22 protein-coding genes are annotated in these 25,095 nt (G+C 44.2%); 14 read left to right on the forward strand and 8 right to left on the reverse strand.

Annotated features, from left to right (window positions below; genetic code table 11):
* Window positions 1-14 precede the first annotated feature (14 nt).
* A complete protein-coding gene (locus ACRRSW_RS05760) occupies window positions 15-467 on the reverse strand; it encodes a DoxX family protein (protein WP_432454148.1) in 453 nt (150 codons plus the stop codon).
* 112 nt (window positions 468-579) lie between these two features.
* Here ACRRSW_RS05760 and ACRRSW_RS05765 point away from each other — a divergent pair, with 112 nt between their 5' ends.
* Both ACRRSW_RS05765 and yiaK read left to right on the forward strand, forming a co-directional pair.
* Entirely contained in the window at window positions 580-1,482 is a 903-nt protein-coding gene (locus ACRRSW_RS05765; RefSeq protein WP_432454147.1) for a LysR substrate-binding domain-containing protein, read from the forward strand.
* Window positions 1,483-1,674: 192 nt separating this feature from the next.
* Window positions 1,675-2,676: a 3-dehydro-L-gulonate 2-dehydrogenase gene (gene yiaK, locus ACRRSW_RS05770; RefSeq protein WP_432458857.1), complete on the forward strand. Its 1,002-nt coding sequence runs from the start codon at window positions 1,675-1,677 to the stop codon at window positions 2,674-2,676.
* A 183-nt stretch (window positions 2,677-2,859) separates the two neighbouring features.
* On the opposite strand, the gene ACRRSW_RS05775 is transcribed toward yiaK, so the two are convergent.
* On the reverse strand, window positions 2,860-3,735 hold the full coding sequence (locus tag ACRRSW_RS05775) for a LysR substrate-binding domain-containing protein (protein ID WP_432461097.1): 876 nt from the start codon (window positions 3,733-3,735) through the stop codon (window positions 2,860-2,862).
* Window positions 3,736-3,929: 194 nt separating this feature from the next.
* Between ACRRSW_RS05775 and ACRRSW_RS05780 the strand changes: the two genes are divergently transcribed.
* Both ACRRSW_RS05780 and fghA read left to right on the forward strand, forming a co-directional pair.
* On the forward strand, window positions 3,930-5,060 hold the full coding sequence (locus tag ACRRSW_RS05780; protein WP_432458858.1) for an S-(hydroxymethyl)glutathione dehydrogenase/class III alcohol dehydrogenase: 1,131 nt from the start codon (window positions 3,930-3,932) through the stop codon (window positions 5,058-5,060).
* A 94-nt stretch (window positions 5,061-5,154) separates the two neighbouring features.
* Window positions 5,155-5,994: an S-formylglutathione hydrolase gene (gene fghA, locus ACRRSW_RS05785; protein WP_432454144.1), complete on the forward strand. Its 840-nt coding sequence runs from the start codon at window positions 5,155-5,157 to the stop codon at window positions 5,992-5,994.
* A 143-nt stretch (window positions 5,995-6,137) separates the two neighbouring features.
* On the opposite strand, the gene ACRRSW_RS05790 is transcribed toward fghA, so the two are convergent.
* Window positions 6,138-7,592, reverse strand: coding sequence for an MFS transporter (locus tag ACRRSW_RS05790; RefSeq protein WP_432458859.1), 1,455 nt, complete (start codon window positions 7,590-7,592; stop codon window positions 6,138-6,140).
* Window positions 7,593-7,701: 109 nt separating this feature from the next.
* Here ACRRSW_RS05790 and ACRRSW_RS05795 point away from each other — a divergent pair, with 109 nt between their 5' ends.
* On the forward strand, window positions 7,702-8,538 hold the full coding sequence (locus ACRRSW_RS05795) for a helix-turn-helix domain-containing protein (protein ID WP_432458860.1): 837 nt from the start codon (window positions 7,702-7,704) through the stop codon (window positions 8,536-8,538).
* Window positions 8,539-8,564: 26 nt separating this feature from the next.
* Here the strand turns inward: ACRRSW_RS05795 and ACRRSW_RS05800 are convergent, their stop codons facing one another.
* Complete coding sequence (locus ACRRSW_RS05800; RefSeq protein ID WP_432454141.1) at window positions 8,565-9,743, reverse strand: MFS transporter; 1,179 nt, start codon at window positions 9,741-9,743, stop codon at window positions 8,565-8,567.
* Between the two features lie 99 nt (window positions 9,744-9,842).
* Between ACRRSW_RS05800 and ACRRSW_RS05805 the strand changes: the two genes are divergently transcribed.
* Both ACRRSW_RS05805 and ACRRSW_RS05810 read left to right on the forward strand, forming a co-directional pair.
* Complete coding sequence (locus tag ACRRSW_RS05805) at window positions 9,843-10,760, forward strand: LysR family transcriptional regulator (RefSeq protein ID WP_432454140.1); 918 nt, start codon at window positions 9,843-9,845, stop codon at window positions 10,758-10,760.
* A 710-nt stretch (window positions 10,761-11,470) separates the two neighbouring features.
* Window positions 11,471-12,490 (forward strand): lipase family protein, encoded by a 1,020-nt coding sequence (locus ACRRSW_RS05810; RefSeq protein WP_432458861.1) that lies wholly within the window; start codon window positions 11,471-11,473, stop codon window positions 12,488-12,490.
* 26 nt (window positions 12,491-12,516) lie between these two features.
* Here the strand turns inward: ACRRSW_RS05810 and ACRRSW_RS05815 are convergent, their stop codons facing one another.
* On the reverse strand, window positions 12,517-14,007 hold the full coding sequence (locus ACRRSW_RS05815; RefSeq protein WP_432454138.1) for a UxaA family hydrolase: 1,491 nt from the start codon (window positions 14,005-14,007) through the stop codon (window positions 12,517-12,519).
* A 308-nt stretch (window positions 14,008-14,315) separates the two neighbouring features.
* Between ACRRSW_RS05815 and ACRRSW_RS05820 the strand changes: the two genes are divergently transcribed.
* The 5 genes from ACRRSW_RS05820 (at window position 14,316) to ACRRSW_RS05840 (ending at window position 19,613) form a co-directional block, all read left to right on the forward strand.
* Window positions 14,316-15,752 carry a tagaturonate reductase gene (locus tag ACRRSW_RS05820; protein WP_432458862.1) on the forward strand — a complete coding sequence of 479 codons (1,437 nt, stop codon included), beginning with the start codon at window positions 14,316-14,318 and terminating at the stop codon, window positions 15,750-15,752.
* A 44-nt stretch (window positions 15,753-15,796) separates the two neighbouring features.
* Window positions 15,797-16,789 (forward strand): C4-dicarboxylate TRAP transporter substrate-binding protein, encoded by a 993-nt coding sequence (locus ACRRSW_RS05825; RefSeq protein ID WP_432454136.1) that lies wholly within the window; start codon window positions 15,797-15,799, stop codon window positions 16,787-16,789.
* 96 nt (window positions 16,790-16,885) lie between these two features.
* On the forward strand, window positions 16,886-17,371 hold the full coding sequence (locus ACRRSW_RS05830; RefSeq protein ID WP_432454135.1) for a TRAP transporter small permease: 486 nt from the start codon (window positions 16,886-16,888) through the stop codon (window positions 17,369-17,371).
* Between the two features lie 2 nt (window positions 17,372-17,373).
* Window positions 17,374-18,660 (forward strand): TRAP transporter large permease, encoded by a 1,287-nt coding sequence (locus ACRRSW_RS05835; RefSeq protein WP_432454134.1) that lies wholly within the window; start codon window positions 17,374-17,376, stop codon window positions 18,658-18,660.
* A 320-nt stretch (window positions 18,661-18,980) separates the two neighbouring features.
* Window positions 18,981-19,613, forward strand: a complete 633-nt coding sequence (locus tag ACRRSW_RS05840) for a bifunctional 4-hydroxy-2-oxoglutarate aldolase/2-dehydro-3-deoxy-phosphogluconate aldolase (protein ID WP_432454133.1) — start codon at window positions 18,981-18,983, stop codon at window positions 19,611-19,613.
* A gap of 84 nt (window positions 19,614-19,697) precedes the next feature.
* Here the strand turns inward: ACRRSW_RS05840 and ACRRSW_RS05845 are convergent, their stop codons facing one another.
* Window positions 19,698-20,603, reverse strand: a complete 906-nt coding sequence (locus ACRRSW_RS05845) for a GntR family transcriptional regulator (RefSeq protein WP_432458863.1) — start codon at window positions 20,601-20,603, stop codon at window positions 19,698-19,700.
* Window positions 20,604-20,736: 133 nt separating this feature from the next.
* Here ACRRSW_RS05845 and ACRRSW_RS05850 point away from each other — a divergent pair, with 133 nt between their 5' ends.
* The gene (locus ACRRSW_RS05850; RefSeq protein WP_432454131.1) at window positions 20,737-21,756 is read left to right on the forward strand and encodes a zinc-binding alcohol dehydrogenase family protein; all 1,020 of its coding nucleotides are present in this window, start codon (window positions 20,737-20,739) and stop codon (window positions 21,754-21,756) included.
* 134 nt (window positions 21,757-21,890) lie between these two features.
* Here ACRRSW_RS05850 and ACRRSW_RS05855 read toward each other — a convergent pair whose 3' ends face one another.
* Both ACRRSW_RS05855 and ACRRSW_RS05860 read right to left on the reverse strand, forming a co-directional pair.
* Complete coding sequence (locus tag ACRRSW_RS05855) at window positions 21,891-23,081, reverse strand: class I SAM-dependent methyltransferase (protein ID WP_432454130.1); 1,191 nt, start codon at window positions 23,079-23,081, stop codon at window positions 21,891-21,893.
* A gap of 133 nt (window positions 23,082-23,214) precedes the next feature.
* Window positions 23,215-23,847, reverse strand: coding sequence for a glutathione S-transferase family protein (locus ACRRSW_RS05860; RefSeq protein ID WP_432454129.1), 633 nt, complete (start codon window positions 23,845-23,847; stop codon window positions 23,215-23,217).
* Window positions 23,848-24,111: 264 nt separating this feature from the next.
* Between ACRRSW_RS05860 and ACRRSW_RS05865 the strand changes: the two genes are divergently transcribed.
* The gene (locus tag ACRRSW_RS05865; RefSeq protein ID WP_432454128.1) at window positions 24,112-25,050 is read left to right on the forward strand and encodes a cation diffusion facilitator family transporter; all 939 of its coding nucleotides are present in this window, start codon (window positions 24,112-24,114) and stop codon (window positions 25,048-25,050) included.
* The last annotated feature ends 45 nt before the right edge of the window (window positions 25,051-25,095 follow it).

The raw sequence follows: 25,095 nt of genomic DNA on the forward strand, positions 1-25,095 counted from the left end.
GGTTAAGTTTAGGGTTATTTATTAGCACTAAGCAGCGCATGGATTTTATTGTCTAAAGCAAAGCGCCCAGCGCCTTGAACAGCTAAAAACAAAGTGACCGCTAACAGGGTTAATGCATACTCATAACCATTTGCGGCTAAAAACAGGCCATTACCAATATGTACTGTCATCGCCATCAGCATAGTAAATGCAAGTACCAGGGCAGCAGGGCGGGTTAGTAAGCCAAGTAGTAAAGCAATACCGCCAAAAAACTCGGCGCTGCCAGCCATTAAAGCCATGAGGTAGCCGGGTGCAAACCCTACGCTTTCCATCCATTGGCCGGTGCCTTCAAGGCCATAACCACCAAACCAGCTAAACAGTTTTTGCGAGCCGTGGGCAACCAGTATCAAACCTAAAGGTAGGCGCAGAATTAGAGGAGCAAAGCTGGCTTTGCTAGCAACAAGTTTGTTTAAGAGTTGAGTATTCATGGTATGTCCTTCACTGGGAATTTAATTAACTAAGTTGTGCTAACTATAATGCTTGGTATTTCATTGATAAATGCTATATTTGTTGAGTGATTATCAATGTATGGTTGTTAATATGGATAAGCTACAAACCATGAGAGCCTTTGTGAGTGTGGTAAAGCAGGGCTCATTTGCGAAAGCGGCTGAACACTTAAGTTTGTCTCCTCAGTTGGTGAGTAAATATGTCTCCCATTTGGAAGACAATCTACAGTCGCGATTACTGAACCGAACTACGCGTAAATTGAGTTTGACCGAGGCCGGACGTTTTTATTTTGAACGTTGCACTCAGTTATTAATTGACCTTGAGGAGATGGACAATGCGCTTGCCCATGAGCAAGGACAGCCTTCAGGAAAACTTCGAATTACCGCACCTATGTCCTTTGGCATGCATCACTTACCGAAGTTAGTCGTTGATTATCAGCAGCGCTACCCGCAGGTGGATATCGACTTGCAACTCAGCGATAAAAAAATCGATATTGTTGAAGATGGCTACGATATCGCATTACGGATTGGTAAATTGCAGAGTTCTTCATTGATCGCTAAAAAAATCACCGATATTCGAATCGTGGTATGTGCCGCCCCCAAGTACCTGCAGCAATATGGTATCCCCAAAAATTCCCAACAATTAATGGATCATCGTTATCTGAGTTATAGCTATGCCGATAGCGCAAGTTTATTTGCTAAGTTTGAACAGGTACTGGGTTACAACAAGTTAAACTCGACCTTGATCTCCAATAATGGCGATTTATTGGTAAATGCGGCGATCCATGGCGGAGGAATTGCTATTCAGCCCTCATTTATCGCTGGTAAAGCTATCAGCCAGGGGGAGTTGCAGGAAATATTACCCGACTATGCCCCCGATCCACTGGGACTCTATGTGGTTTATGCCCATCGTAAGTTTTTAAGTAGTAAGGTTCGCAGTTTTGTTGATTTCATCAGCGAGTATTATGGAGAGTGTCCTTATTGGGATGACTATTAAAGGCAGGCCGTGGTTTAAGGCTTGGCGAGGAGCGATAATGCTGGCTGAACAACATTGTGCTCGAAGTACTAAGGGATTTTTTAGTAAAATCAACACCTAGTCAAATTTATGTCTTGTTCTTCCCAGTTTTTTCGAGACAAGTTTGGGATGATTGAGCGTTCTAACATGGTATTCGCGAAGAGGAAATAAGCGGTGGCCCTAGTAACAATTGAACAACTACACAGTGAATATTTACGCGTTTTATTAGCGCGAGATATGAATCCCGACCGGGCTGAGCAATTGGCGACCGGCTTTGTGGATATGGCCAATGAGGGGGTCTACTCGCATGGCATTAATCGCTTCCCGGTGTTTATCTCGCAAGTGGATAAAGGTCAAATCAAGCTAAATGCAGAGCCGGAATGTGTTGCCAGCATGGGCGCACTGGAGCAGTGGGATTGTCATCTCGGTCCTGGTGTATTGAATGGTCATATTTGTGCTGATCGTGCCATGGTACTGGCCAAGCAGTTTGGGATTGGCATGGTGGGTATGCGCAATTCAAATCATTGGATGCGTGGTGGCGCTTACCCTTTGAAGATGGCTCGTCAGGGCTTTGCTGCGATTGCCGCGACCAACACCGTGGCGATTATGCCGCCTTGGGGAGGGAAAGATTGTCGCATCGGAAATAATCCATTGATCATGGCGATTGCAGGCGATCCGCCGGTTTTACTCGATTGTGCGATGAGCCAGTTTTCTTATGGTCAAATTCAAAATCATCATCTCGCCGATAAGCCCTTGCCGGTGGATGGCGGCTTCGATGACGAGGGCAATTTGACCAAAGATCCGCAAGTATTGATGAACAATAAACGGGTGTTGCCGATGGGGTTCTGGAAGGGGTCGTCGATGTCTATCGTATTAGATATGATGATCACCGCGATTAGTGGCGGCTTATCGGTACCAGCCTTAACGGAAGATCAAACTGAAGAGTATGGGGTATCGCAATTCTTGATCGCCATCGATCTGAGTAAAACCATGGAGAGTCATCGTTTTGCTCAAGAGATGCAGCGGATCCGCGATTATGTCATGAGTGCTGAGCCTGCCGAGGTCGGGCGGCTTAAGATCGGTGGTTCAGAGATTCAAGCCTATATTGATAAACACCAACAGCAGGGTGGCATCGAAATTCACTCGCAAATTTGGCAGAAAATTAAGAACCTGTAAGGCCTTGCAGATTTGTGGTGTGATATCGAGACTTGCGGCGATACAGGTTTTGCTACGCCGTAAGATGGTCAGAGTCATGGCTAAGCTTGTTGAACCAAGGCTTAGCCATCATTATTTGCCATGGTAGCTACCAGCAATGAGTCAACAGCCCCCGACGATTCATACTGGTCTCGCAAAGCCAGATTAAACCTCAGCCAAGCGTTGTTGTAGATGAGATAACATTAAACTCACTTTATTAGATAGATGTCGATTTTGTGGGTATAAAGCCCAAATGCCTTCGGGGCCTTTTTGATAAGGTATTAATAGCTCAATCAGAGCTCCACTTTGTAAATGCTTTTTAACGTAACTGTCGGGCAATTGCACAATGCCCAAACCTTTTAGTGCGGCATCCAGCAAGGCATAACCATTGTTACACTGCAGCCGCCCGCTTATTTTAAGCGCCATCGCTTTTCCCCGTTCCACAAACCGCCAGTACTCGATAGTTCCTTGTAAACAGTTATGCTGAGCCAACTCGCTCACCACATGCGGTGAGCCATGTTGCGCCAAGTAGGCTGGGGAAGCGCAAACATGCAAGCTGCGCTGGGCGAGGCGCTTCGCCATCATACTCGAGTCGGGCAGTTCGCCCAGTCTAATCGCCAAATCTATGGCTTGATCCACTAAATCAATCTTTTGGTTACTGAGTTGGAGTGATACCTCCAACTCTGGGTATTGCAGGCAAAAATCATTCACCGCTGGTGCAATATGTTGTTCACCAAAGGTCACCGGTGCGGTCATACGTAACTTACCACGAGGCGTATTCTGTAAGTTGTTTAAGCTGCGCTCGGCGTCAAGCAAACCCTCGATCAATGGCCTACACTGTTGATAAAACAACAGGCCACTGTCGGTAGCCGATACTCGCCGAGTGGTGCGATAAAACAATTTAGTGGCTAAACGTATTTCTAGTTGAGAAATTTGACGACTCACCTGGGCGGTAGAAATACCTAAACGTTGTGCGGCAGCAGTGAAACTTTCGGTTTCAACGACCGAAACAAACTCGTTAATACCGTCCCACTGGAACATAGCGGCCAACCTCGTTGCAGATACTGATTGCTTAAACATTACCAGCCATCATCAAGCAATGATTTGGCCGATATTGTTACTACACAGTAAAAGTGAATTAATGAATTGCTAGATTATCACCAATTAAGAAACAAATATAATATTGTGATGAATACGCCTTTTAGGCGACAACGAATACATAGTGAGGAAGCGCGATGACTGCCAAAACCATTCAATCAAAAGCTGCCGTAGCATGGGCTGCTGGCCAACCATTAAAAATGGAAATTGTTGATGTAGCCCCCCCTAAAGCGGGTGAAGTGCGGGTAAAAATTATTGCCTCAGGTGTATGCCACACGGATGCATTTACCTTATCGGGCGATGATCCGGAAGGGATATTCCCGGCGATTCTGGGCCATGAAGGCGGCGGCATTGTCGAATCGATTGGTGAAGGGGTAAGCAGCGTTAAGGTGGGCGATCACGTGATCCCGCTTTATACACCAGAGTGTGGCGAATGTAAGTTTTGTAAATCGGGTAAAACCAACCTTTGTCAAAAGATCCGCGAAACTCAAGGCAAGGGGCTAATGCCCGACGGAACCACTCGCTTCTCTATCAACGGTCAGCCGATTTTTCATTACATGGGGTGCTCGACGTTTAGTGAATATACGGTATTACCGGAAATCTCACTCGCCAAAATCAACCAAGAGGCACCTCTCGAAGAAGTCTGTTTGTTAGGTTGCGGCGTGACCACTGGGATGGGCGCGGTCGCCAACACCGCCAACGTTCAAGCGGGCGATACTGTGGCAGTATTTGGTTTGGGTGGCATTGGTTTATCCGCCATTATTGGCGCTCAGATGGCCAAAGCGGGCCGCATTATTGCTATCGACATTAACCAATCGAAATTTGAATTAGCCCAAAAGCTTGGTGCGACCGATTGTGTTAATCCAAAAAATTTCGACAAGCCAATTCAAGAAGTGATTGTCGATATGACCGATGGTGGTGTCGACTTCTCGTTTGAATGTGTGGGTAACGTTCACCTGATGCGTAGCGCTTTAGAGTGTTGCCATAAAGGTTGGGGCGAGTCGGTGATTATTGGTGTTGCCGGTGCCGGCCAAGAAATATCAACTCGACCATTCCAGTTGGTCACAGGGCGTGTATGGAGAGGCTCGGCATTTGGTGGTGTAAAAGGTCGCTCCGAGTTACCTGAGTATGTAGAACGTTACATGGCTGGAGAGTTTAAGCTAGACGATTTTATTACCCACACCATGGCCTTAGATAAAGTTAACGAAGCTTTTGACTTGATGCACCAAGGGAAGAGTATTCGTAGTGTTATTCATTTCGATAAATAATGAATAAACCACATGCAAAACAGTGTGCTAATGCATTAAACCAAGCGTATTGGCACTGTTATTTTATTCACTTTGACCAATAAGGATAAGCTAAATGCACGACATTGAACTTATCAGTGCCAATAAAAGCTTTGGGGGCTGGCACAAACGCTACAGCCACCGCGCGAGCAGTTTAAATGGGCTCGCGCAGTTTGCGATTTTTTTGCCGCCACAGGCTAGCGCTAAGCAGCCAGTACCGGTCTTGTACTGGCTGTCAGGGCTAACTTGTAACGACGAAAACTTTATGCAGAAAGCTGGTGCACAGCGTATGGCTGCCGAGTTAGGCATTGCCATTGTTGCGCCCGATACCAGCCCTCGTGGTGACGAGGTGGCCGATGATGAAGCTTACGACCTAGGCCAGGGCGCGGGGTTTTACCTAAATGCCAGCCAAGCCCCATGGAAGCAGCATTACCACATGTACGACTACATTGTGAGTGAACTGCCTGCATTAATTGAGTCCTGTTTTCCGGTCAGTAGCAAGCGGGCAATTGCTGGACACTCGATGGGGGGACATGGCGCCTTAACCATTGCTTTGCGCAATCCGCAACGTTTTAGTTCGGTATCGGCATTTAGCCCTATTTGTAATCCTAGTGCGGTGCCGTGGGGTAAAAAAGCCTTTACCGCTTACTTAGGCAGTGATCCGCAACACTGGGCAGAATACGACGCTAGCCTGCTCATGAGTGAAGCGAAGCAGTTTGTTCCTGCGTTGGTTGATCAGGGAGAGGCAGACCAATTTTTAGCAGAGCAACTAAAACCAGAAGCATTAACGGCAGCGGCGAAGCAAAGCGCTTATCCCTTACGCCTCAATATGCATACTGGTTACGACCATAGCTATTTTTTTATCGCCAGCTTTATTGAGTCTCACCTGCTGTTTCACGCCAAACACTTCGCTTGAAGTTCGTGAAATACCATGGCAATCATAGCTTTATTGCCAAGTCATAAAAACCAGGCTGCGCCTGGTTTTTTACCAACAATCAAGACACCGCGGCTAACGAGCGGAAGGTTCGAATGGCTGTTTTGGTCTATTCGGTCTCATCATTAGGTATCCGATGGCATGAAACCAGTACCGACATCGGCCGTAATTTTAGTTGAACCATTTGACTGCACAGAGCTTAGTTTTGGACTTTGAAAAAATATGAGCGTGCCAATGATGAATAGCCATGTACAAAGCAATCCGGTTGTTGTTGCCATCGCGACCAGATAACCATGCGATAACATGACTGCGTAAATTGCGCCAAAAAAAGCGGTTCCGAGAGCAAAGCATGCTTGCTGTACGGTGATTAATGCACTACTTGCTTCACTAGCATGCTGTTTTCCAACATGAGAAAGGGCAATTCGAAAAGCGGAGGTAAGCATCAAGGCGTTCCCTATTCCGACTAAACCAGTTGCGCTAACAAGATGCCACACCTGTAGCGTACTCCCAAATAACCAGAACAAACCAAGCGTAAGTAAGAAACCGAGAAAAGATAAAACCACGCCAAGGACAAAGCTCCAATAGTGACCGATGCGCTGTGTTATCGGTCGACTGAGTAATGAGCCGACAAAGAACATGATTCCCAAGGCAATAAAGCTATTACCTGATTGAAGTGGCGTAAAATGAAGCTCTGTTTGCAAGCACAGCGCGGTTACAAACAGATACCCAGGATAGGTAAAGGTAACAGTTGCTTCCGCCATGAAACCGCTCATCACCATTGGCGTTTTAAATAATGAAGGAGGGAAGAGTGGTTGTTGACCGCGGATTTCTTTGCGTTTTTCTATGCCCCATAAGCCACAGCCGATAGGGAATAGACCAAGCAATAAGCACCATAGCGTTGGCCATCGTTCGCCCAACGTCACTGGTAGTAATAAACAGAGTAACAACAGTGCGAATAAGGTGATGCCAGCCAAATCCATTTCCGGTTTATGCGCTGCACGGGTTTCAGGAATAATGAAATAACCTACAGCTAAAATCAGCAGGCACACTGGAATATTAACAAAAAATGCAACCCGCCAGCTTAAGCCAAATAAATCAGCGGAAACAAGCCATCCTCCAAGCACTTGCCCAATCGCGACCGAAAGCCCAGCGATTGCCGTATAGAGCCCAACCGCACGACTATGACGCTCACCCGCTAAGGTTGCATGGATCGTAGCAAGAATTTGCGGCATCAATAAGGCGGCAAATACGCCCTGTAAAAGACGACCAGCCAACATCGTAATAATATTTGTCGCAAGCCCACATACTGCAGAAGCAACACAAAACCCAACGATACCAAGCATAAATAGACGCTTTCGACCATAACGCTCGCCTAGGCGTCCGCCCGTCGCAATCAGCGTTGCAAAACTAAGCGCATACACCGCAACAATTAACATTAGTCCTGTTTCATCCGTGACTAGGGTTTGCCCCATCACATCAAGTGAGACGTTCACAATAGAAAAATCGATCTGTGGTAAAAGTTGCCCCATGACCAATAGCAAAAGAGCAAATATTGAAAGCGATTGATGCTTAAGGTTCATAAAAGGTCCCTGAAACGTATTTCAAATCATAATGTCGCGCTATTATGAGTGGAATTTAGAGTCGTACAAGAAACTACTTAGACACGTATAATTGATATCAGGATAGAAGATGCTCGGTAATAACTTGCAAGTTATCGGCGATTTTTTACGTCGTAAACGAGAGAATTTAGCGCCAGAGATGATAGGGCTCCCCAAACCAGCTCGCACTCGAACGCCCGGGTTGAGACGCGAAGACGTGGCCGCTATCGCAGGGATAAGTACCGTGTGGTATAGCAAAATCGAACGAGGAAAGGCTGCAGGTATTTCTCCTGAAGTACTCGCAGCGCTCTGTCAGACACTGCGTTTAAGCTTATCAGAAGAACAATACCTCAAGACGCTTGCCTTATCTGGGCAAACCGAGGTCAAAGATCCGTGTATGTATATCACTCGAGAAACGCAGCGGCTTTTAACACAGTTGAATCCGCTTCCGGCCTTGCTGGTGAATGACTATTTCGACATTATTGAATGTAATCAATCATTTAATCGATTGTGTGGGTTTGATGTGAATGCTCTTCCGGAAGAAGAGCGAAATTATATCTATCTCACCATGACTCACAGCAAATGGCAGCAGTTTTTACAGATCAACGATAAGCATATTCTGGCAGAGCAACTGACCCGGATGGCTGGCTTTTTACGCAGTGCAAGCGCCTCACGTTCCAATGATCTGATCTTAAAAAAACGGGTCTGTCATTTTCAGAATACCTCAGCTATTTTTACTGAAGCATGGGCGCGCAATACCGTGCTACAGCCGGAACAGTTTCAGTTTGATTTTGTACATGCCGAACTAGGTTTGCTCTCGCTTAAAAAACAAATATGGTGGAGCTTTAGTGGCGATACGACTAGCGGTCGATTAAATATTTATCACCCTCAAAATGACGAAGATTACCAACGTTTAGCCAATATCTGATGGCATTCTGTGGTGATAAATAAGGGCTAGTAAGCGTCTGCTAAGCTAGATTTTTTTTGATGAAGACGCCCACGTCTGAAGTACAAAACCATAATCAAGCCAAGCACTGCGGTGCCAGAACCAGCTAAAGGAACCGAAGACAATCCTAGCTCCGCACTAATCACTGCCCCACCGAGCACTGCGCCAAGCGCATTACCAAGATTAAAGGCACCAATATTCATTGCAGATGCCAGATTGGGCGCTTCTTTGGCCTCCTGCACAACCAATGACTGCAATGGTGGAACCATAGCAAAGCTGGCAATGCCCCAGAGGAAGATCAAGGGTGCCGCGAGTATCTGAGATGATGTGCTTACTGAAAAAATCGCGAGTAAGACAATCACTGAAACCAAAGAGACGATCAGCGTTAAATCCAGCGAGCGATCCGCGTAGCGACCACCGAGAATATTTCCGATGGCGAGACCTAAGCCATACAACATCAACATCGCAGTGACAAAAGCCGTTGAGGCATGCGTTTCATCTTGCAAAATTGGCACAATATAAGTAAATACGGTGAACATTGAACTGGCGCTGACGACAGTTAATAGTAACGCCGCCAGTACGGGGCCTTTGGTTAATACCCGAAGTTCATCACGCATGTTCACTTTACGCTCATTAGCAAGTGGTGGTAATGAAATCCTCAAGGCGAACATGGTCACTAAGCCAATTGCAGCAATGGCGAAAAAAGCGGGACGCCAACCAATGGTTTCACCGATAAATGATGCCAAAGGAACGCCACCAATGGTTGCAAGGGTGAGTCCTGAAAACATCGCCGCCACGGCACCCGCACGCTTTTCTATTGGAACTATGCTGGTTGCGACGACAGCACCAACCCCAAAGAAAGCACCATGATTGAATGACGTGACGATTCGTCCAATCATTAATGTGGTATAGCTATCGGCCATCGCGGACACCAAATTACCTAAGGTAAAAATACCCATCGACAGCAGCAGTAAACGTCGGCGTGACATATTGGCAAACGCCAACGTCATGACTGGGGCCCCAATTAAAACCCCAAAGGCATATGCACTAATTAGCAACCCGGCTGTAGGAATCGAAACCGCTAAATCGTGGGCAATAACCGGTAACATCCCCATCGGGGAAAACTCGGTCACACCAATACCAAAAGCACCAATGGCAAGTGCGAACAAAGGAGCATTGAATTTCATATAAAATCTCGTTAATTTATGATGTAAAGGAATATAGCTAAATCGCTAGCCTATGAATATCCTGTTGAATGGTCACACAGCTTTGCATTGGAATCACAAATGAAACAGGGCAAAACAGATAGAACCGCAGAAATGGAAACCTTTCTGTCGGTAGCGTGTACTGGCAGCTTAAGTGGTGCAGCGAGAGAATTAGGGCTCAGCCCATCAGCAGTTAGCCGTATCATGACTCGAATTGAAAAACGACTCGGTATTCGTCTGATTGTGCGCAGTACACGCAGCCTTCATCTTACCAGTGAAGGTGAATCTTACGCACTTGCAGCCCGCAGGATCTTAAAAGATTTAGACGATACAGAATCAGCGCTCGCTAACCGTGGACGCCCCAGTGGGATCATCAAAGTCAGCACTGCGACGGCACATAGTCGGCTAAGCATCGTGCCTTTGTTTAAGGAATTTCTGCAACGCTATCCCAATATTGTGGTCGAGATGGATGTCAGCGATCAAATCAGTAATGTGAGTGCAGGCGATACCGATATTGCTATCCGTTTTGGTCCATTACCAGACAGTGGACTGCATGCCCGTCGCTTGGGAGAGACCGGCCGAACCGTGGTCGCTTCACCCGAGTATCTTGCTGATGCAGGTATTCCACAAACACCAGCGGACTTAAAATATCATAATTGTTTGGATTTTAGTTTTCGACGCTTAGAACCCGGCTGGCCGTTTCGAGAAAATGGTCAGGATTTTATGCTACCGGTAAGCGGTAATATCATCGCAAATAACGGTGAAACTCTCGTTGAACTCGCGCTACAAGGAATTGGAATTACTCGGGTAGGTAATTTTCATATTGAACAGCTTTTGGCCGATGGACAGTTAGTGCCTTTATTAGAAGATTTTAATCCCCAAGACCGAGAATCCATTCATGCTGTTTTCATCGGTGGTCAAAATATCCCTGCGAGGGTTCGTGTATTTGTCGACTACTTGGTTGAGAAAATGATGCAAAGCAGTGCTTCGCAATCATGAAAAGAACATCGTTGTCCAGCCATCATCCGTTAGTTTTTAGCTTGGTATATGCCAATGGCTAGTGATTCCCTTGCTGTAACAAGGCGCTGTTACTTTTCATAAGCAGTTCTCTTTACAAGGAATATGATGAATCAGTGTTTTCAATCTCGATACATTATTGGGCTACATTTCGAAGGAAGTACCGATCGATTAATACTAAATAATCGGGATTTATATCATGAAAAACACAAAAGAGTTTTAAGGGGCAATTCGGGCATGTAAAGCAGGAAGCATTTTGAAAAAAGCAGTGCTATTCAGATTGTCCATTTTGTTGGTATTTGCTTCTGGTTATGGGTGTTATCTGTCTAATTGGATTAGACACAAGAGATAGTCAGGTCAGCCACATTTATAGTCATTTAAACTGCTCTGTCTGGAGTGTTTTTTTTTACGTCTAAGCAACGAATCAGTCATATCTGAATTGCTCTCCATTCAGAAATGAACCTCGTGCAATGGACAGTATTCGCTACGATGAGTCCTCTTTAATCCTTGATATGTGATGGTTTCGGTGTGCTTTGTCGTGATTTTAAAAGGGATATTGCTTATTTATTGCTGCGGCTTTCGCGGTGTTGATATTAAACTCGAATGAGTTGATGGGCTTACTTTAAAGTTGGCCGTTGAAAGCGCTATAATTTGGCTTTGATTCATCATGAGTTGCGACATTGATAAAACCGTTGCCCGACCCAAAAACCTACCCGATTGTACCGCCAGATATGGATTACTGTTACTTTGATGAGGCAGAGACATCTCCATTTGAGGCACATAATCAAAGCTTTTCTTTAGTGAATGCAAGTTGGTTAGCCGACTGTGCCTTATTAGTTTACGCCCATCCCGGGTTTGCGCGTTTGGCGTTTAAGTTGGCAGGCTTTGAACATTTTCATTTTTTTAAAGGAACTGGCACCGAATGCATGGCCGCTTGGAATGAGTGTTGTTTGCTGATTAGTTTTCGCGGCACCGAGCTTAAATCGCTCTCTATGCTGTATGAGATGAGTACTAATCTTCAGGCTATTCCAAGCTCATTTTCGCAAGGTGGCAAAGTGCATACTGGGTTTTCTAAAGCCTTAGATGAAATATGGGGGGGCTCCGAAGGATTACAAAGGTTTATTCAACAGCGTATTGCTGAAAATCCAGATCGTGCTATTTGGATGACGGGTCATAGCTTGGGGGGCGCTCTGGCTAGCTTGTGTTTTGCTAAAGTGAAACAAGCCACTGGCTTATATATTTTTGGTGCGCCGCGGGTTGGCAATCAAGCTTTTACGGATTTGCTTAAAGGTAGGCCTGTATGGCGTGTGGAGCATGCGAAAGATCCCATCCCGATGCTGCCGCCCAATCTACCTGCGTTGCATTTTTGTTATCATGATTTAGGTGAGTTGATTTATATTCAAGCAGATCAACAGTTGCGTTTTCAACGACCAGAAAAAACCGCTGAAGAATACAAGCAACTGATTTGGGATACCATTAAAACTCAGGAAAGTCGGCGCAAAGCCTTAAGCATGAAGCTTCCTGACATAAATCAGCATGTGCGTGAATCGGTGCAGCAATGGTTAGACAACATTAAGCAATTGCAAGGGGATAAGGCGATCAGTATTCGCGATCACATGCCGATATTTTACTGCGTGAAATTATGGAATTTGCGAGCGGCTCAAACCGAAGGTGTAGTCGACCTAACCGAGAATGAACGGCTAGGTCAATGAGTTGGTGGGATTTATCGGCGTTCGCGTTACAGAGTGACCCCCGATTTAAAAATAGCCAGTTCACGAATGCCGTTCACTTCATTTTTAGTTGGCGCTCCATTGGCAATATCACAGACTAAATCAATAAAACCTTCTAATAGCTGTTCCATTGTTTGGCCGTCAATTAAGGCCCCGGCGTTAAAATCGATCCAATGTGGTTTTTTATTGGCAAGCTCTGAATTTGTTGCAAGTTTTAAGGTGGGAACAAAGCCGCCGTAAGGTGTTCCTCGACCGGTAGAAAATAATACGATATGGCAGCCACTGGCGGCCAATGCCGAGGTTGCTACGGCATCATTACCTGGAGCACTCAGTAAATTAAGCCCCGGAATCGTGAGCCTGTCGGTATATTTTAATACGCCCATGACCGCGCTAGAGCCAGCTTTTTGAGTGCAGCCCATCGATTTATCTTCAAGGGTTGAAATACCACCTTTTTTATTACCGGGAGATGGATTTTCGTAAATCGGCTGCTTGTGGTCGATAAAATATTGCTTGAAGCTATTAATCATTTCTACGGCAGCGCTGAAAGTGGGTTCGTCGATACAACGTTCAAATAATAGATGTTCTGCGCCAAACATTTCAGGTACTTCGGTTAAAACTGAAGTGCCACCAAGGCTGATGAGGTAATCAGAGAATCGGCCAAGTAAGGGATTAGCAGTAATACCGGATAGACCATCAGAGCCCCCGCATTCGAGACCTACTTTAAGTTTGCCGATACTCATTGGGGTGCGTCGATCCTGTTTCACCACCGCATAAATTTTCTCTAGTTGCGCAACCGCCGCAGTGATTTCATTGTTTTCTCGCTGCGCTTCCATGTACTTCACGCGTTCGTGGTCAACGTCTCCGACTAATTGTTTAAAGGCATCCACTTGATTATTTTCACAGCCTAGCCCCATCACTAAAACTCCGCCTGCATTTGGGTGTTTCACCATATTGGCTAATATTTGGCGGGTATTCTCGTGATCATCACCGAGCTGGGAGCAGCCATAATTATGGGGAAATAAATAAACACCATCGCAGTCTAAGTCTGGGTATTTGCTTCGGAATAGAGTGATCGCTTGTTGAGCGATGCCGTTTACGCAGCCAACCGTTGGGATCACCCATATTTCATTGCGAATGGCAACATCACCATTAGGGCGTTGATAACCGTTAAAGGAGCGTTCAGCCTGTTTTATATCCGCCGGCGGACAAGTGATGGGTTGATAGTGATATTGATGGGTATCGGCAAGATTGGTTTTAATGTTATGGGTATGTACCCATTCACCTTGGCGGATATCGACACTGGCATGACCGATCGCCGAACCATACTTAATAATGTTACAACCTGCGGCAATGTCGCTGAGTGCAACTTTACTGCCTCGATCCAGATCGCTGCTGAGTTCGATGGTTTTATTGCCAATGACTAATTGTTGCTGTTTGTTTAAAGGCTCTAAACAAACTAGAACATTATCTTGAGGATGGAGTTGAATATACTGTTTCATGGGCACCTTTATGCAAGTTACCCTGTCCGACGTAATCAGTTTATTCCCATCGCTGTATTTAAATCAATAAAAAACCGATAAAAATTCCTTAATGCTTAGTTTCTGGGAGATATAGGTAAATTGAATGCCTTATTTGCTCATTCGCTAGCTATTAAAATCATAAAGAACAGATAAAAAACAGATAACAATGATCGATGACACGTTTGCTTACTTTGTTTAATAAAAGCTTATTTTTAACAAATACACTTCAAACACATTCGATAACACCTGTCCGACAAACAGCTTCCCTATCGCATAGGAATAAAGTAATGGAACAACGATTAACCAGAGATAGCGCAGTTTTTCCGCCCCGGCCTGAGAAAATAATTCAGTTTGGCGAAGGTAACTTCTTACGCGCATTTATAGATTGGCAATTTGATCTATTGAACGAACATACCGATTTTAATGCAGGTATTACCATTGTTCGGCCAATTGATGCCGGACACCCTAAGTTAGACCAGCAAGGCGGTTTGTACACGGCATTGATTCGAGGAATTAATGAAGTCGGCGAAAGTATCTCTCAGCCTAGAGTGATTAGCTCTGTCAATCGAGAGCTGTTGGCATATGGTGAGTTTGACCAGGTGATGGCTATTGCACAGAACCCAGAGCTTGAATGGGTAGTCTCAAATACCACTGAAGCTGGGATTAGCTTCAATGAAAATGACCAACTGACTGATTACCCACCGACATCTTTTCCCGCGAAGGTGACAAAATTTTTGCATCATCGCTTCGTTCATTTTAACGGCAGCGAAGATAAAGGTTTGATTTTTTTACCCTGTGAACTAATTGATTATAATGGGGAAAAGCTACAAGAGTTCGTGATAAAATACGCCCAGCAATGGCAGTTATCAGAAGCGTTTATTGCTTGGGTTAATACGGCCAATACTTTTTGTTCTACGCTGGTAGATAGGATTGTGACTGGCTTTCCAAAAGATGAAATTAATCAACTCGACATTGAACTTGGTTATCATGATGATTTTCTAGTCGCTGCGGAACATTTTTATTTATTTGTGATTCAAGGGCCAAGTTGGCTGAATGAAAAACTTCGTTTAGAGCAGTGCCCACTGAATATAAAGATTGTTTCAGATATTAAGCCTTATAAAGAAAGAAAAGTCGGTATCTTAAATGGTGCACATACGGCGATGGTACCAGTTGCTTATCTTGCTGGTTTAGATACGGTGAGCGAGTCGGTAAATGATCCTCAAATTGCCGAGTTCCTAGAGTGCTTACTTGATGACGAAATTATTCCTGTTCTTAACATGGATAAACAAGAGCTTGATGAGTTTAAAGTAAGTGTTATTAGCCGATTCAAAAACCCATTTATCAAACACTACTTAACTTCGATTGCACTTAACTCTTTAACTAAATTTAAGACTCGCTTATTGCCTCAGCTTATTAGCTATGTTCAGCAAAATGGCTCTGCGCCTAAACATCTTTGTTTTAGTTTGGCTGCATTGTATTGCTTTTATTTAGGGAAAAGAAATGATGAAGATATTCCACTTTCCGATAATCAAGACTTATTAGATAAATTTAGTGTTTGGCGTAAAAAATCAGATAACCATGCTTCAAATATAGAAGGGTTTTTATCGATGGCAGAACACTGGGGTGTTGACCTCACTCGTTTAGCCAATGTGCAATCACTGGTTACCGAATCCTTTAGCAATATAAAAACATTGGGCGTTAAAGAAGCACTATCGCAACTTTAATACTTATTCACGTGAAGTAATAGATAACTACATAAGGGACGTATATGAACATCATAAAAAGAAACTTAAAAAAAGTCGCTGCCGTGATTGGCGTAAGCTTGGCGATGAGTGTTTGCGCGCATGCTACTACTAAAGTAATGATTGCTTATGGTAACCAACCGGGTGAACCGATTGATAAAGCGATGCACTATTGGGCTGAGCAAGTCGCCAAAAAATCAAATGGTGATATCGAGTTCAAATTATTTCCATCAAGTCAGTTGGGCGGTGAAACTGAGCTTTTAGAGCAAGCTAAATTTGGTGCAAATATTATTTCAATCAGCTCTTATGGTTATTTAATGGATACGGTGCCAGATCTGGGGATTATCAATGCGCCCTATCTTTCACAGTCCTTTGAGAAAAAATCAAAATTACTTCATAGTGAGTGGTTTGAGGGCTTAAGTAATCAACTGAGTGAAAAAGGGCTAAAAATTGTCGTTCCCGATGTGGTGTATGGGACTCGCCATTTGTTGTCTAGAAAAGCGGTTTTCTCTCCTGCTGACCTCAAAGGCGAAAAAGTTCGCGTTCAACACTCTAGATTATTTGTGGCAACCGTGAAAGCAATGGGTGGGGTACCCGCACCGATGTCTCTTTCTGATGTTTATCCTGGTCTATCTCAAGGTGTGATTGATGGTGTCGAAAACCCAGCGGTTGTTTTGTTGGGCGGTAAATTTTATGAAGTCGTGAAGAATCTTAATTTAACGGCGCACACCAAGCATATGTCACCATTTGTTGCCGGTACTGATTTCTGGAATAGCTTAAGCAAAACTCAACAGAAAATCATTCTGGATACCAGCCGAGATATGGTTCGTTACGACGCTGAGCTGATCAACAAGGCCGAAAAAGAAGCTATTGATCAGTTGAAAGCTGAGGGTGTTACTGTAAATGAAGTAGACATCAAGGCATTTGAAGCGTCTGCTCGTAAGGTGGTACAAAGCGAATTCCCTGAATGGTCTCCAAACCTTTATCAAGATGTACAAGCTAAGTTAGCTGAGATGTAATTGATTGAGGGGCCACTCTTGGCCCCTCAATATGTGAAACCGGAGAGTGTCATGCACACACAACTTTCTTTAAGTAATTCAAAGGCTTTTAGCAGTATGAAAATAGCTAAAATAATCGACAAAATTAGTCGTGTCGATACTGTAGTGGCCGCTGTTTTTCTTGCGATTATCGTTTTACTTATGGGTTATGGAGTGATTACCCGATATGTATTTAATGCGCCTAGTTCATGGGTGGAAGAAGTTTGCCTCAGCCTTTTTGTTTGGATGACGTTTATGGGAGCCAGTGCATTGATGAGAAGCGATGAATTGGTTCGAATCGACTTTCTAGTTCGAAAATGTCCTCAGCCAGTGGCTTATTTTATCGACAATATATTTAGGCCGATCCTGATGATCATTGCTATCGGCTTTATGATTTACTGGGGTTTTAAGTTATTACCTTTTTCACAAGTGCGTTTTACCCCAGCCTTGAAGATCCCGTACATTTATATTTATGCAGCTGTCCCCGTTAGTGCTTGTCTCATGCTTTATCACCAACTTTGTCAGCTCTATTCGTCTTTAATTTCTCACAATAGGGAAGACTAGTTATGTCTGTCATATTGCCTATTTCTGCATTGTTATTGCTATTTGCCATTGGTATTCCAGTCGCTTTTTGTATATTTATTGCAACCTTATCTTACTTTTTACTGAACGATCATTTACCGATGATGATGCTGGTACAGCGTTTAGCTGGCGGTCTTGAATCGGTGACGCTGTTGGCAATTCCATTTTTTGTGATGGCCGGTGTGTTTATGAATCATTCGGGCATTAGTAATCGCTTACTCAAATTTGCAGAAGTATTGACTGGCCATTTGAATGGCGGTCTTGCTCAGGTCAATGTGGTATTAAGCACTTTAATGGGGGGCTTGTCCGGCTCTAATATTGCTGATGCTGCGATGGGCTCGAAGTTACTGGTTCCACAAATGGTTGCCCGTGGCTATAGCGCCTCGTTTTCTTCTGCGGTAACTGCCGCGTCTTCATTAATCACCCCGATTATTCCACCGGGTATTGCTTTGATTATCTATGGTTATGTGAATAACGTTTCCATTGGTAAGTTATTTTTGGCAGGTTTAATGCCTGGCTTATTACTGTGTTTGATGATGATGGCATTGGTGTCGGCGATTTCCCATAAACGAAATTACGCGCCAATCAGAGAAAAACGAGCCTCAACTAAAGAGATCGCTGTATCAGCAAAAGATGCCTTCTTAGCTTTATTGCTTCCGGTCGTGATTATCGGGGGGATTCGTTTTGGTGTGTTTACGCCAACCGAAGCAGGGGCTGCGGCAGTGTTGTACGCATTGGTACTTGGTATGTTTATTTATAAGGAAATGAATACCAAGTTGTTGTGGGAGGCTACCAAAGAATCCGTTTTATCTGCGGCTAACGTATTACTGATTATATGCGTTGCGGTTGGTTTTTCTAAGTTCCTCACTTGGGAGCAAATTCCCCAAAGTTTAGCCGCTTGGTTAACGAGCTCGGTTGAAAGTCCTTTTACCTTCTTGTTGTTAGTGAATGTGTTCTTACTGATAGTGGGGATGTTTTTGGAAGGTAATGCAGTGATGATCGTACTGGCTCCCCTGTTGGCACCGGTGGCAAAAAGTTATGGCATCGACCCGGTTCATTTTGGCATCATTTTTATCTTCAATAGTGCAATTGGTACCATTACGCCGCCTTTAGGTACGGTGATGTTTACTACCTGTTCCATCACCAAGGTGGCTATCGAAGACTTTGTGAAAGAAGTCTTACCGTTCTGGCTGTTATTACTCGTTGCTTTGGTATTTATTACATATATCCCAATGATTTCTATCGCTTTACCTAATTTGGTGTTTGGTTAAGCATTGGCTGATGGGTCTGCAATAGTTGCTACGTTTAACTTGAACTGTAGCTGCTATTGCATTCGTTGAGGAGACCCGATCACGATATGTAAATAACGAAATAACGAAATAACGAAATAACGAAGTGATGAAGAAGCTTGCGGCTTGTGTTGGTGTGGTTGAACGCTGTCATTATTGGATATTTATAGTGTATAGATTCAGCCTAAAATCCACTCGTAAAGCAGCTGAAAAATAGTTTTGAAGTAAACTTCACCTATCTTAAGATCTTGTTTTATTTAAGATCTTTAGCAAAATTACCATCTTAATGAATAGGATTAACGATGAGTCCGATGATTCAACGGCTCAAGGCTTTAAAAATTATTCCTGTGATTGCGATTGAGAATGCACAGCAGGTCATTCCTTTTGCCAAGATGCTGATTGAACATGGCTTTGTTGCCACCGAAATTGATGGTTGTTGTGAGCTATCGATTGATGCAATTAAGTTATTAAGAGAGCGCCTACCCGAGATGTTGATCGGTGTCGGCGGCTTGTCGACGCTGCAGCAAGTGTTATCCATAAAACAAGCGGGAGCCCATTTCATTGTTAGCACCGCGCCTAATCCACAACTGGTAAAATTTTGTCAAACTGCAGCGCTCCCTCTGGTGATTTCGCTTAATCAGCCAAGTATGATTGAAGTCAGTCGTGAAAAGGGCTTAACCACGCTAGAATATTATCCAGCCGAAGGGATTGAAAATGGTATTTCGCAAGCGCTGCTATTTGCTCCAGATGTTAGTGTTACGCAGCAACAGACTGATGAGGCACCAGATATTCTGCAGATCCCAAGAGTGATATGTCACTTCGATGATTGTGAGGTCGAAAGATTAATCGAGGCTAGGGGGCTGGGTGACAAAATGCTACAGCTGATTAATCAGTCGAATTCAACAACTGAACACTCTCGCTATTTTCTATGGTAGTGAGCGCATCAATATAATTAGAAAATGGATATTGAATTGTTTATTTGACTACGTCATAAAATATAGCTTGGGATTTTAACTGCCTTATAGATTATCCATAATTAAACTATTCTCCATGGACTTTTTAGCTGAATCTAAATGATGACGTAACTCTCCGACTGCACCAATATCATCGCCACTGAGAATTTTAGTTAGTATTGCCATATGTTCTGAAATAGCGATCATATTTCTTTTCCGTAAATCACTATTGTCCCATTGATAGTGGTAGTGAAAAATGACGGAAATAATGTCACAGAACTGGTCCATAAAAGGATTGTTTGCAGCCGATAGGATTAAAGTATGAAACTTATGATCCAAATCGGAAAAGGCTTGATATTCATCAACCACAACATCTCGAAGCTCTCGATGTGAATGCAATAAATATTGTGCTTCTTGCCAGCGCGGATCACTGCGAGGCAGATTCATAAACCGACTTAAGGCATGACATTCCAACATCTCTCTCAGTTCAAATAAACTTGCTGCATAGCTTTTTTCAAATTTCACCATTCGCCAACGACCTCGCTCAATATTTTCAATTAAGCTAAATCGAGAAAAATGAATTAAAAATTCACGTACAATCGTGGTGGAACACTTCGACTGTTTCGAGAGTTCTAACTCGGTAAATTCTTGTCCTGGGAGAATGTATCTTTTTTGGATAGCATTACTAAAGAAATTTTCAAATTCAATCGATTGTAAATCTTTAGACGACAGAAAACGTAGAAAGCTATCTTCTTCCATCGGCGCTCGAGCAATTAAATACTCACCAGATTCAAACTCTAATACACCTTTGTCACAAAGATCTTGCAGCACATAACGTACCGTTGTGCGACTCACACTAAAAAGTTCTGAGAGTGAAGATTGTGAAGGCAAAGGCGATTCGATATGTCCCAAACTGATCGCGTCCAGTAATTGGTTTGCGGTGCCTTCCCTCAAATTCTTATTTCTAGCCATTTTTTACCTCCGAAGCCATTAAATACCATTTAAAAGCAGATTAAATGGCGCTGCGTCACAAACTTTGTTGCGATAAAAATAATAAAAAGCAAGACTAATAAAATAGAGGGAAATCATCAATTAGAGAAAGCTTATGAAGTCATTAATTTGTGAAAAGCCCTACGAATTACAATATGTTGAGCTAGACATCCCCTCAGTGAAGCCAGATGAGGTATTAATAAAAATATCTTCAGTAGGGATATGTGGCACCGATATACATGCCTATACTGGTAATCAACCTTTCTTTAGTTATCCCAGAGTATTAGGTCACGAATTGTGTGGCGATATTTGCCAACTCGGAAGTGAGGTGGGGACTGAGTTTGAAGTTGGCGACAAGGTCGCATTGATCCCTTATGTAGCCTGTTATCAATGTGCCTCTTGTCGCAGCGGAAAAACCAACTGTTGTGAAAATATTTCGGTTATTGGCGTTCACCGAGATGGTGGTTTTAGCGAATATCTTGCGGCGCCTAAAACCAATATTTTGAAAGTGAACGGGGTGGATAATAATACTGCGGCATTGATCGAACCTTTTGCCATTAGTGCCCATGCGGTGCGTCGTGCGCAGCTCGAGCCTGGTGAAGCGGTGTTAGTCGTTGGCGCAGGACCGATTGGTTTAGGCGCTGCGGCGATAGCTGCTGCCGATGGTGCGCATGTGATTGTGGCAGATACCCAATTGGAAAGACGGCAACATGTCGCAAAAGAGCTTAACTTAGCAACGCTTGACCCCTTAGACGAAGGCTTTCAGGCGGCATTGACAGAAGCTTTTGACGGTTCACTGGCGCAAACCATTATTGATGCGACAGGTAATCGACATGCGATGAATGGCGCGGTGAATAACATCCGTCACGGTGGTAAGATTGTCTTTGTTGGCTTGTTTAAAGGAAATCTTGAGATAAGTGATCCTGATTTCCATAAAAAAGAAACCAGCTTATTTGCCAGTCGTAATGCTACTCAAGAAGATTTTGCCAAGGTACAGGGACTCATGAAGGCAGGTAAACTTACCGCTAACATGATGCTTACCCACCGTTTCAATTTTGATCAACTTGGCGAAAACTATCAGCAAAATGTGGTCGACAACAGAGACTTGATTAAAGGCGTGATTGAGTTCAATTAATTTGAACAATGAGATCCACCAGAGGCGAGATTACTATCTTAGAATGAGTTAAAAAAGGGCGTCAACGGAGTTCTTCAGTGACGCTCTTTTTAGCTTTTTGTTAAATAAATGTCTTTAGTTGATACCTTCCGCTGTTATTTGACTCGGCATAAGAAGCCTTTGAGGTAATGGCCTTCGGGGTAGGGGCCACCCACAGGATGGTCTTCAGCCTGTTCCAGACTCTTTAAAAACTGCAGCTCACGTTTGGCATCAATGGCTGCATCGGCAACAATCTTTTGAAAGAGACTGCTTGGCATGAGTCCTGAGCAGGAATAAGTGAGTAACAGGCCGCCTGGGCGAAGCATTTGCATGGCCAGCATATTAATATCTTTATAACCTCTACTGGCGCGGTTTAAACTCGCCTTGCTGTCGACAAATTTTGGTGGATCAAGCACGATCATATCAAATTGTTCATTGCAATCTCGGTATACCCGTAACTGCTTGAAAACGTCGGCGTTGAGTTGGGTGATTTTGCTCGGGTCTAGATTGTTTAACTGGACATTTTGGGCGGCTATTTCAAGGGCTGCGTCGGAGACATCGACGTTGATGACCTTTTTGGCGCCGCCAGCTAGGGCGTAGGTGCCAAAGCCACCTGTGTAACAGAAGCAATTTAGCATTTTCTTATCTTTGGCCAGTTGACCCACTAACTTGCGATTATTGCGTTGGTCGAGGTAGTAACCGGTTTTATGGCCAGTTTCGATATTAATCAGTAGGCGTAAACCATTCTCTTCAATCTCCATCGGCTGAGCGGGAAGCTCGCCATGGAGTAAACCTTGTACCGGTTCTAAACCTTCTTTTTTACGCACATCGACATCTGAGCGCTCGTATATTGCATCGTTGGGAAAGCATTGCTTGAGTGCTTCAATTAAGTTAGCTCGTTGAAATTCGGCACCAGCGCTTAATAGCTGAATCACTAATACATTGGCGTAGCGGTCGATAGTAATGCCGGGAAGGCCATCATTTTCGCCAGCCACTAAACGATAAGCATTGGTGGCGCTAAATTGGCTCAGAATGTCTCGAGCCGCTGCGGCATCTTGCAAGCGCTTAACAAAGAAAGCTTTATCGATGAGCTGAGTTTGCTGGAAACTCCATACTCGGGCGCGGATCTGGGATTCAGGAGAATAAGCGGCAGTGGCTAAATATTTTCCCTCAGCGCTGTAAATTTCCACGGTTTCACCGGATAAAGGCTTACCTGAAACTTTATGAATACCGTTGGAAAAAATCCAAGGGTGGCGACGTAACAAAGCCTTGTCACGTTTTGCTTTAAGAGTAATGATACCGCTCATGATGTATATCCTAGTCTGTAATGCCGCGCATTATAGTCGTCATCTTAGGCATCACCAAGTAGAGTCTGGCTTTATTCGTTAAGCAAGCGGCGAGATGGTCAATTGTCGGTACTGCCGCAAGCAATTCTGCAGCTTAAAGGTGACTCATCGCTTTGCCATTGATTTCTTTTTCCAAACCTCGGTTTAAGGCGGGTCGTTGGCTGACTCGCTTGCGGTAGGCCATTAATTTAGTCGGTAAGGTTTGTTGGAAGCTCATTGCCCAGTTGAGCGTATGACAAAGTAGAATATCAGCCACACTAAATTGCTCCCCTAATAGATAGTCTTGTTCGGGAAGCCATTGCTCGGCAATGGCGGCGGCTTTTGCAAACTCCCAAGTTGCCACTTCTACCATTTCTGGAATACGTTGCGCTTCTGGCAGGGCAAAGCGATGTTTACCAATGCTCCATAGGCCTTGCTCTAATTCACTGATAATGAAACTTAGCCAGCGATGGTGGAGAGCGGCGGCGGCAGTCGCTGGTTGTGGCAACAGCTGCGGACCATATTTTTCAGCAAGATAGAGGCATATTGCTGCCGATTCACTGATGACAAGCTGATCGTCTTTTAGGGCGGGTACTTTGCCACAGGGATTAATTGCGAGATACTCTTCGCCATGATGCTCGCCCGCTTGAAAATCAATGTAGTGGTAGTGCCATTCGAGGTTTAATTCTTCGAGCAGCCAAGACACACGTAGTGAGCGAGAGCGTGGGGTTCCATATAAGGTGATCATCAAGCTATCCTTTTTACAAGTAATCTGTTGGTCGCTATAGCATAGGGGGTAGTGACAGCAAGCGCTATGCTTAAACGGTTTTATTGTTGCTTAAAACAAATACTTAGTCAGCACGATGTGATGAACGATCGACTTGAATCCTTAAAAGGTAAATACGAATTATTTTCAATAACTTAGCTGTGTTTTTATCGCCAGCTTCGACTCGTTTTTATCGATTGAACTGGGTACAATAACGCCTTACTCTTGGTCATTATCGGATAGGTTATGCAACAGCAAGTGCTGAACACGGTTCGCAAAGCAACATGGATAGGCTCAATTGCTAACGTATTTTTAGCGGTATTGAAAATTGGTGTGGGTAAGTTAACTGGTAGCCAAGCCTTGGTGGCTGATGGTGTGCACAGTTTTTCTGATTTGGTCACTGATGCTGCTATTTTACTCGGCTCGCGGTATTGGGCGGCACCAGCCGACAAAGAACACCCCTATGGCCATGGTCGTTTCGAAACGCTCACCAATATTTTTATTGGTGGCTTGTTGGTGGTTGTGGGCTTAGGGATCGCTTGGGATTCAATTAACTCCTTTAATGCTGAGGCGAATCCCAATCCTGGGGTGTTAGCTTTGTGGGCTGCTATCTTGTCAATCGTGGTGAAAGAAGCGTTGTATCGTTGGACTGTGATTCAGGCAAAGAAAGTTAATAGCCGGGCTTTACATGCCAATGCTTGGCATCATCGTAGTGATGCCCTGAGCTCGATGCCTGTTGCAGTCGCTGTGGTGGCGAACTATTTCTTCCCCTATCTCTCCTATTTGGATCAAATAGCGGCTTTGTTGGTGACGGCTATGATTTTAAAAGCTGCTTGGGAAATTGTCTGGCCAGCGATTCAAGAGATCAGTGAAAAACAAGCCGATGAAGATTTAGAACAACGGATTCAACATCACGCCAGCTTAAATGTAGATATTCAAGAAGTGCATGAAATTCGCAACCGTCGAGTGGGAAGCGCTATTCTAGTGGATTTTCACTTGTTGGTTGATCCGCTGATGAGCGTCGAAAAGGCGCATGATATTAGTGAAGAGTTTAAAGAACACTTGATGAAAGAGTTAGATGAGGTGGTTGATGTTATTGTTCATATCGAGCCTTACAACTGTGCGGAGCGGATCATCAATCCTTGTTGTGATGAATGCGCGAGTGACAACTTGGTTTCATCTTAGGCTTCGCCGCTGAGCCATCATGTCGAGTCAGCGTGTATTTTTCAA

The sequence above is a fragment of the Agarivorans sp. QJM3NY_25 genome (assembly GCF_050870875.2).
Lineage (GTDB): Bacteria > Pseudomonadota > Gammaproteobacteria > Enterobacterales > Celerinatantimonadaceae > Agarivorans.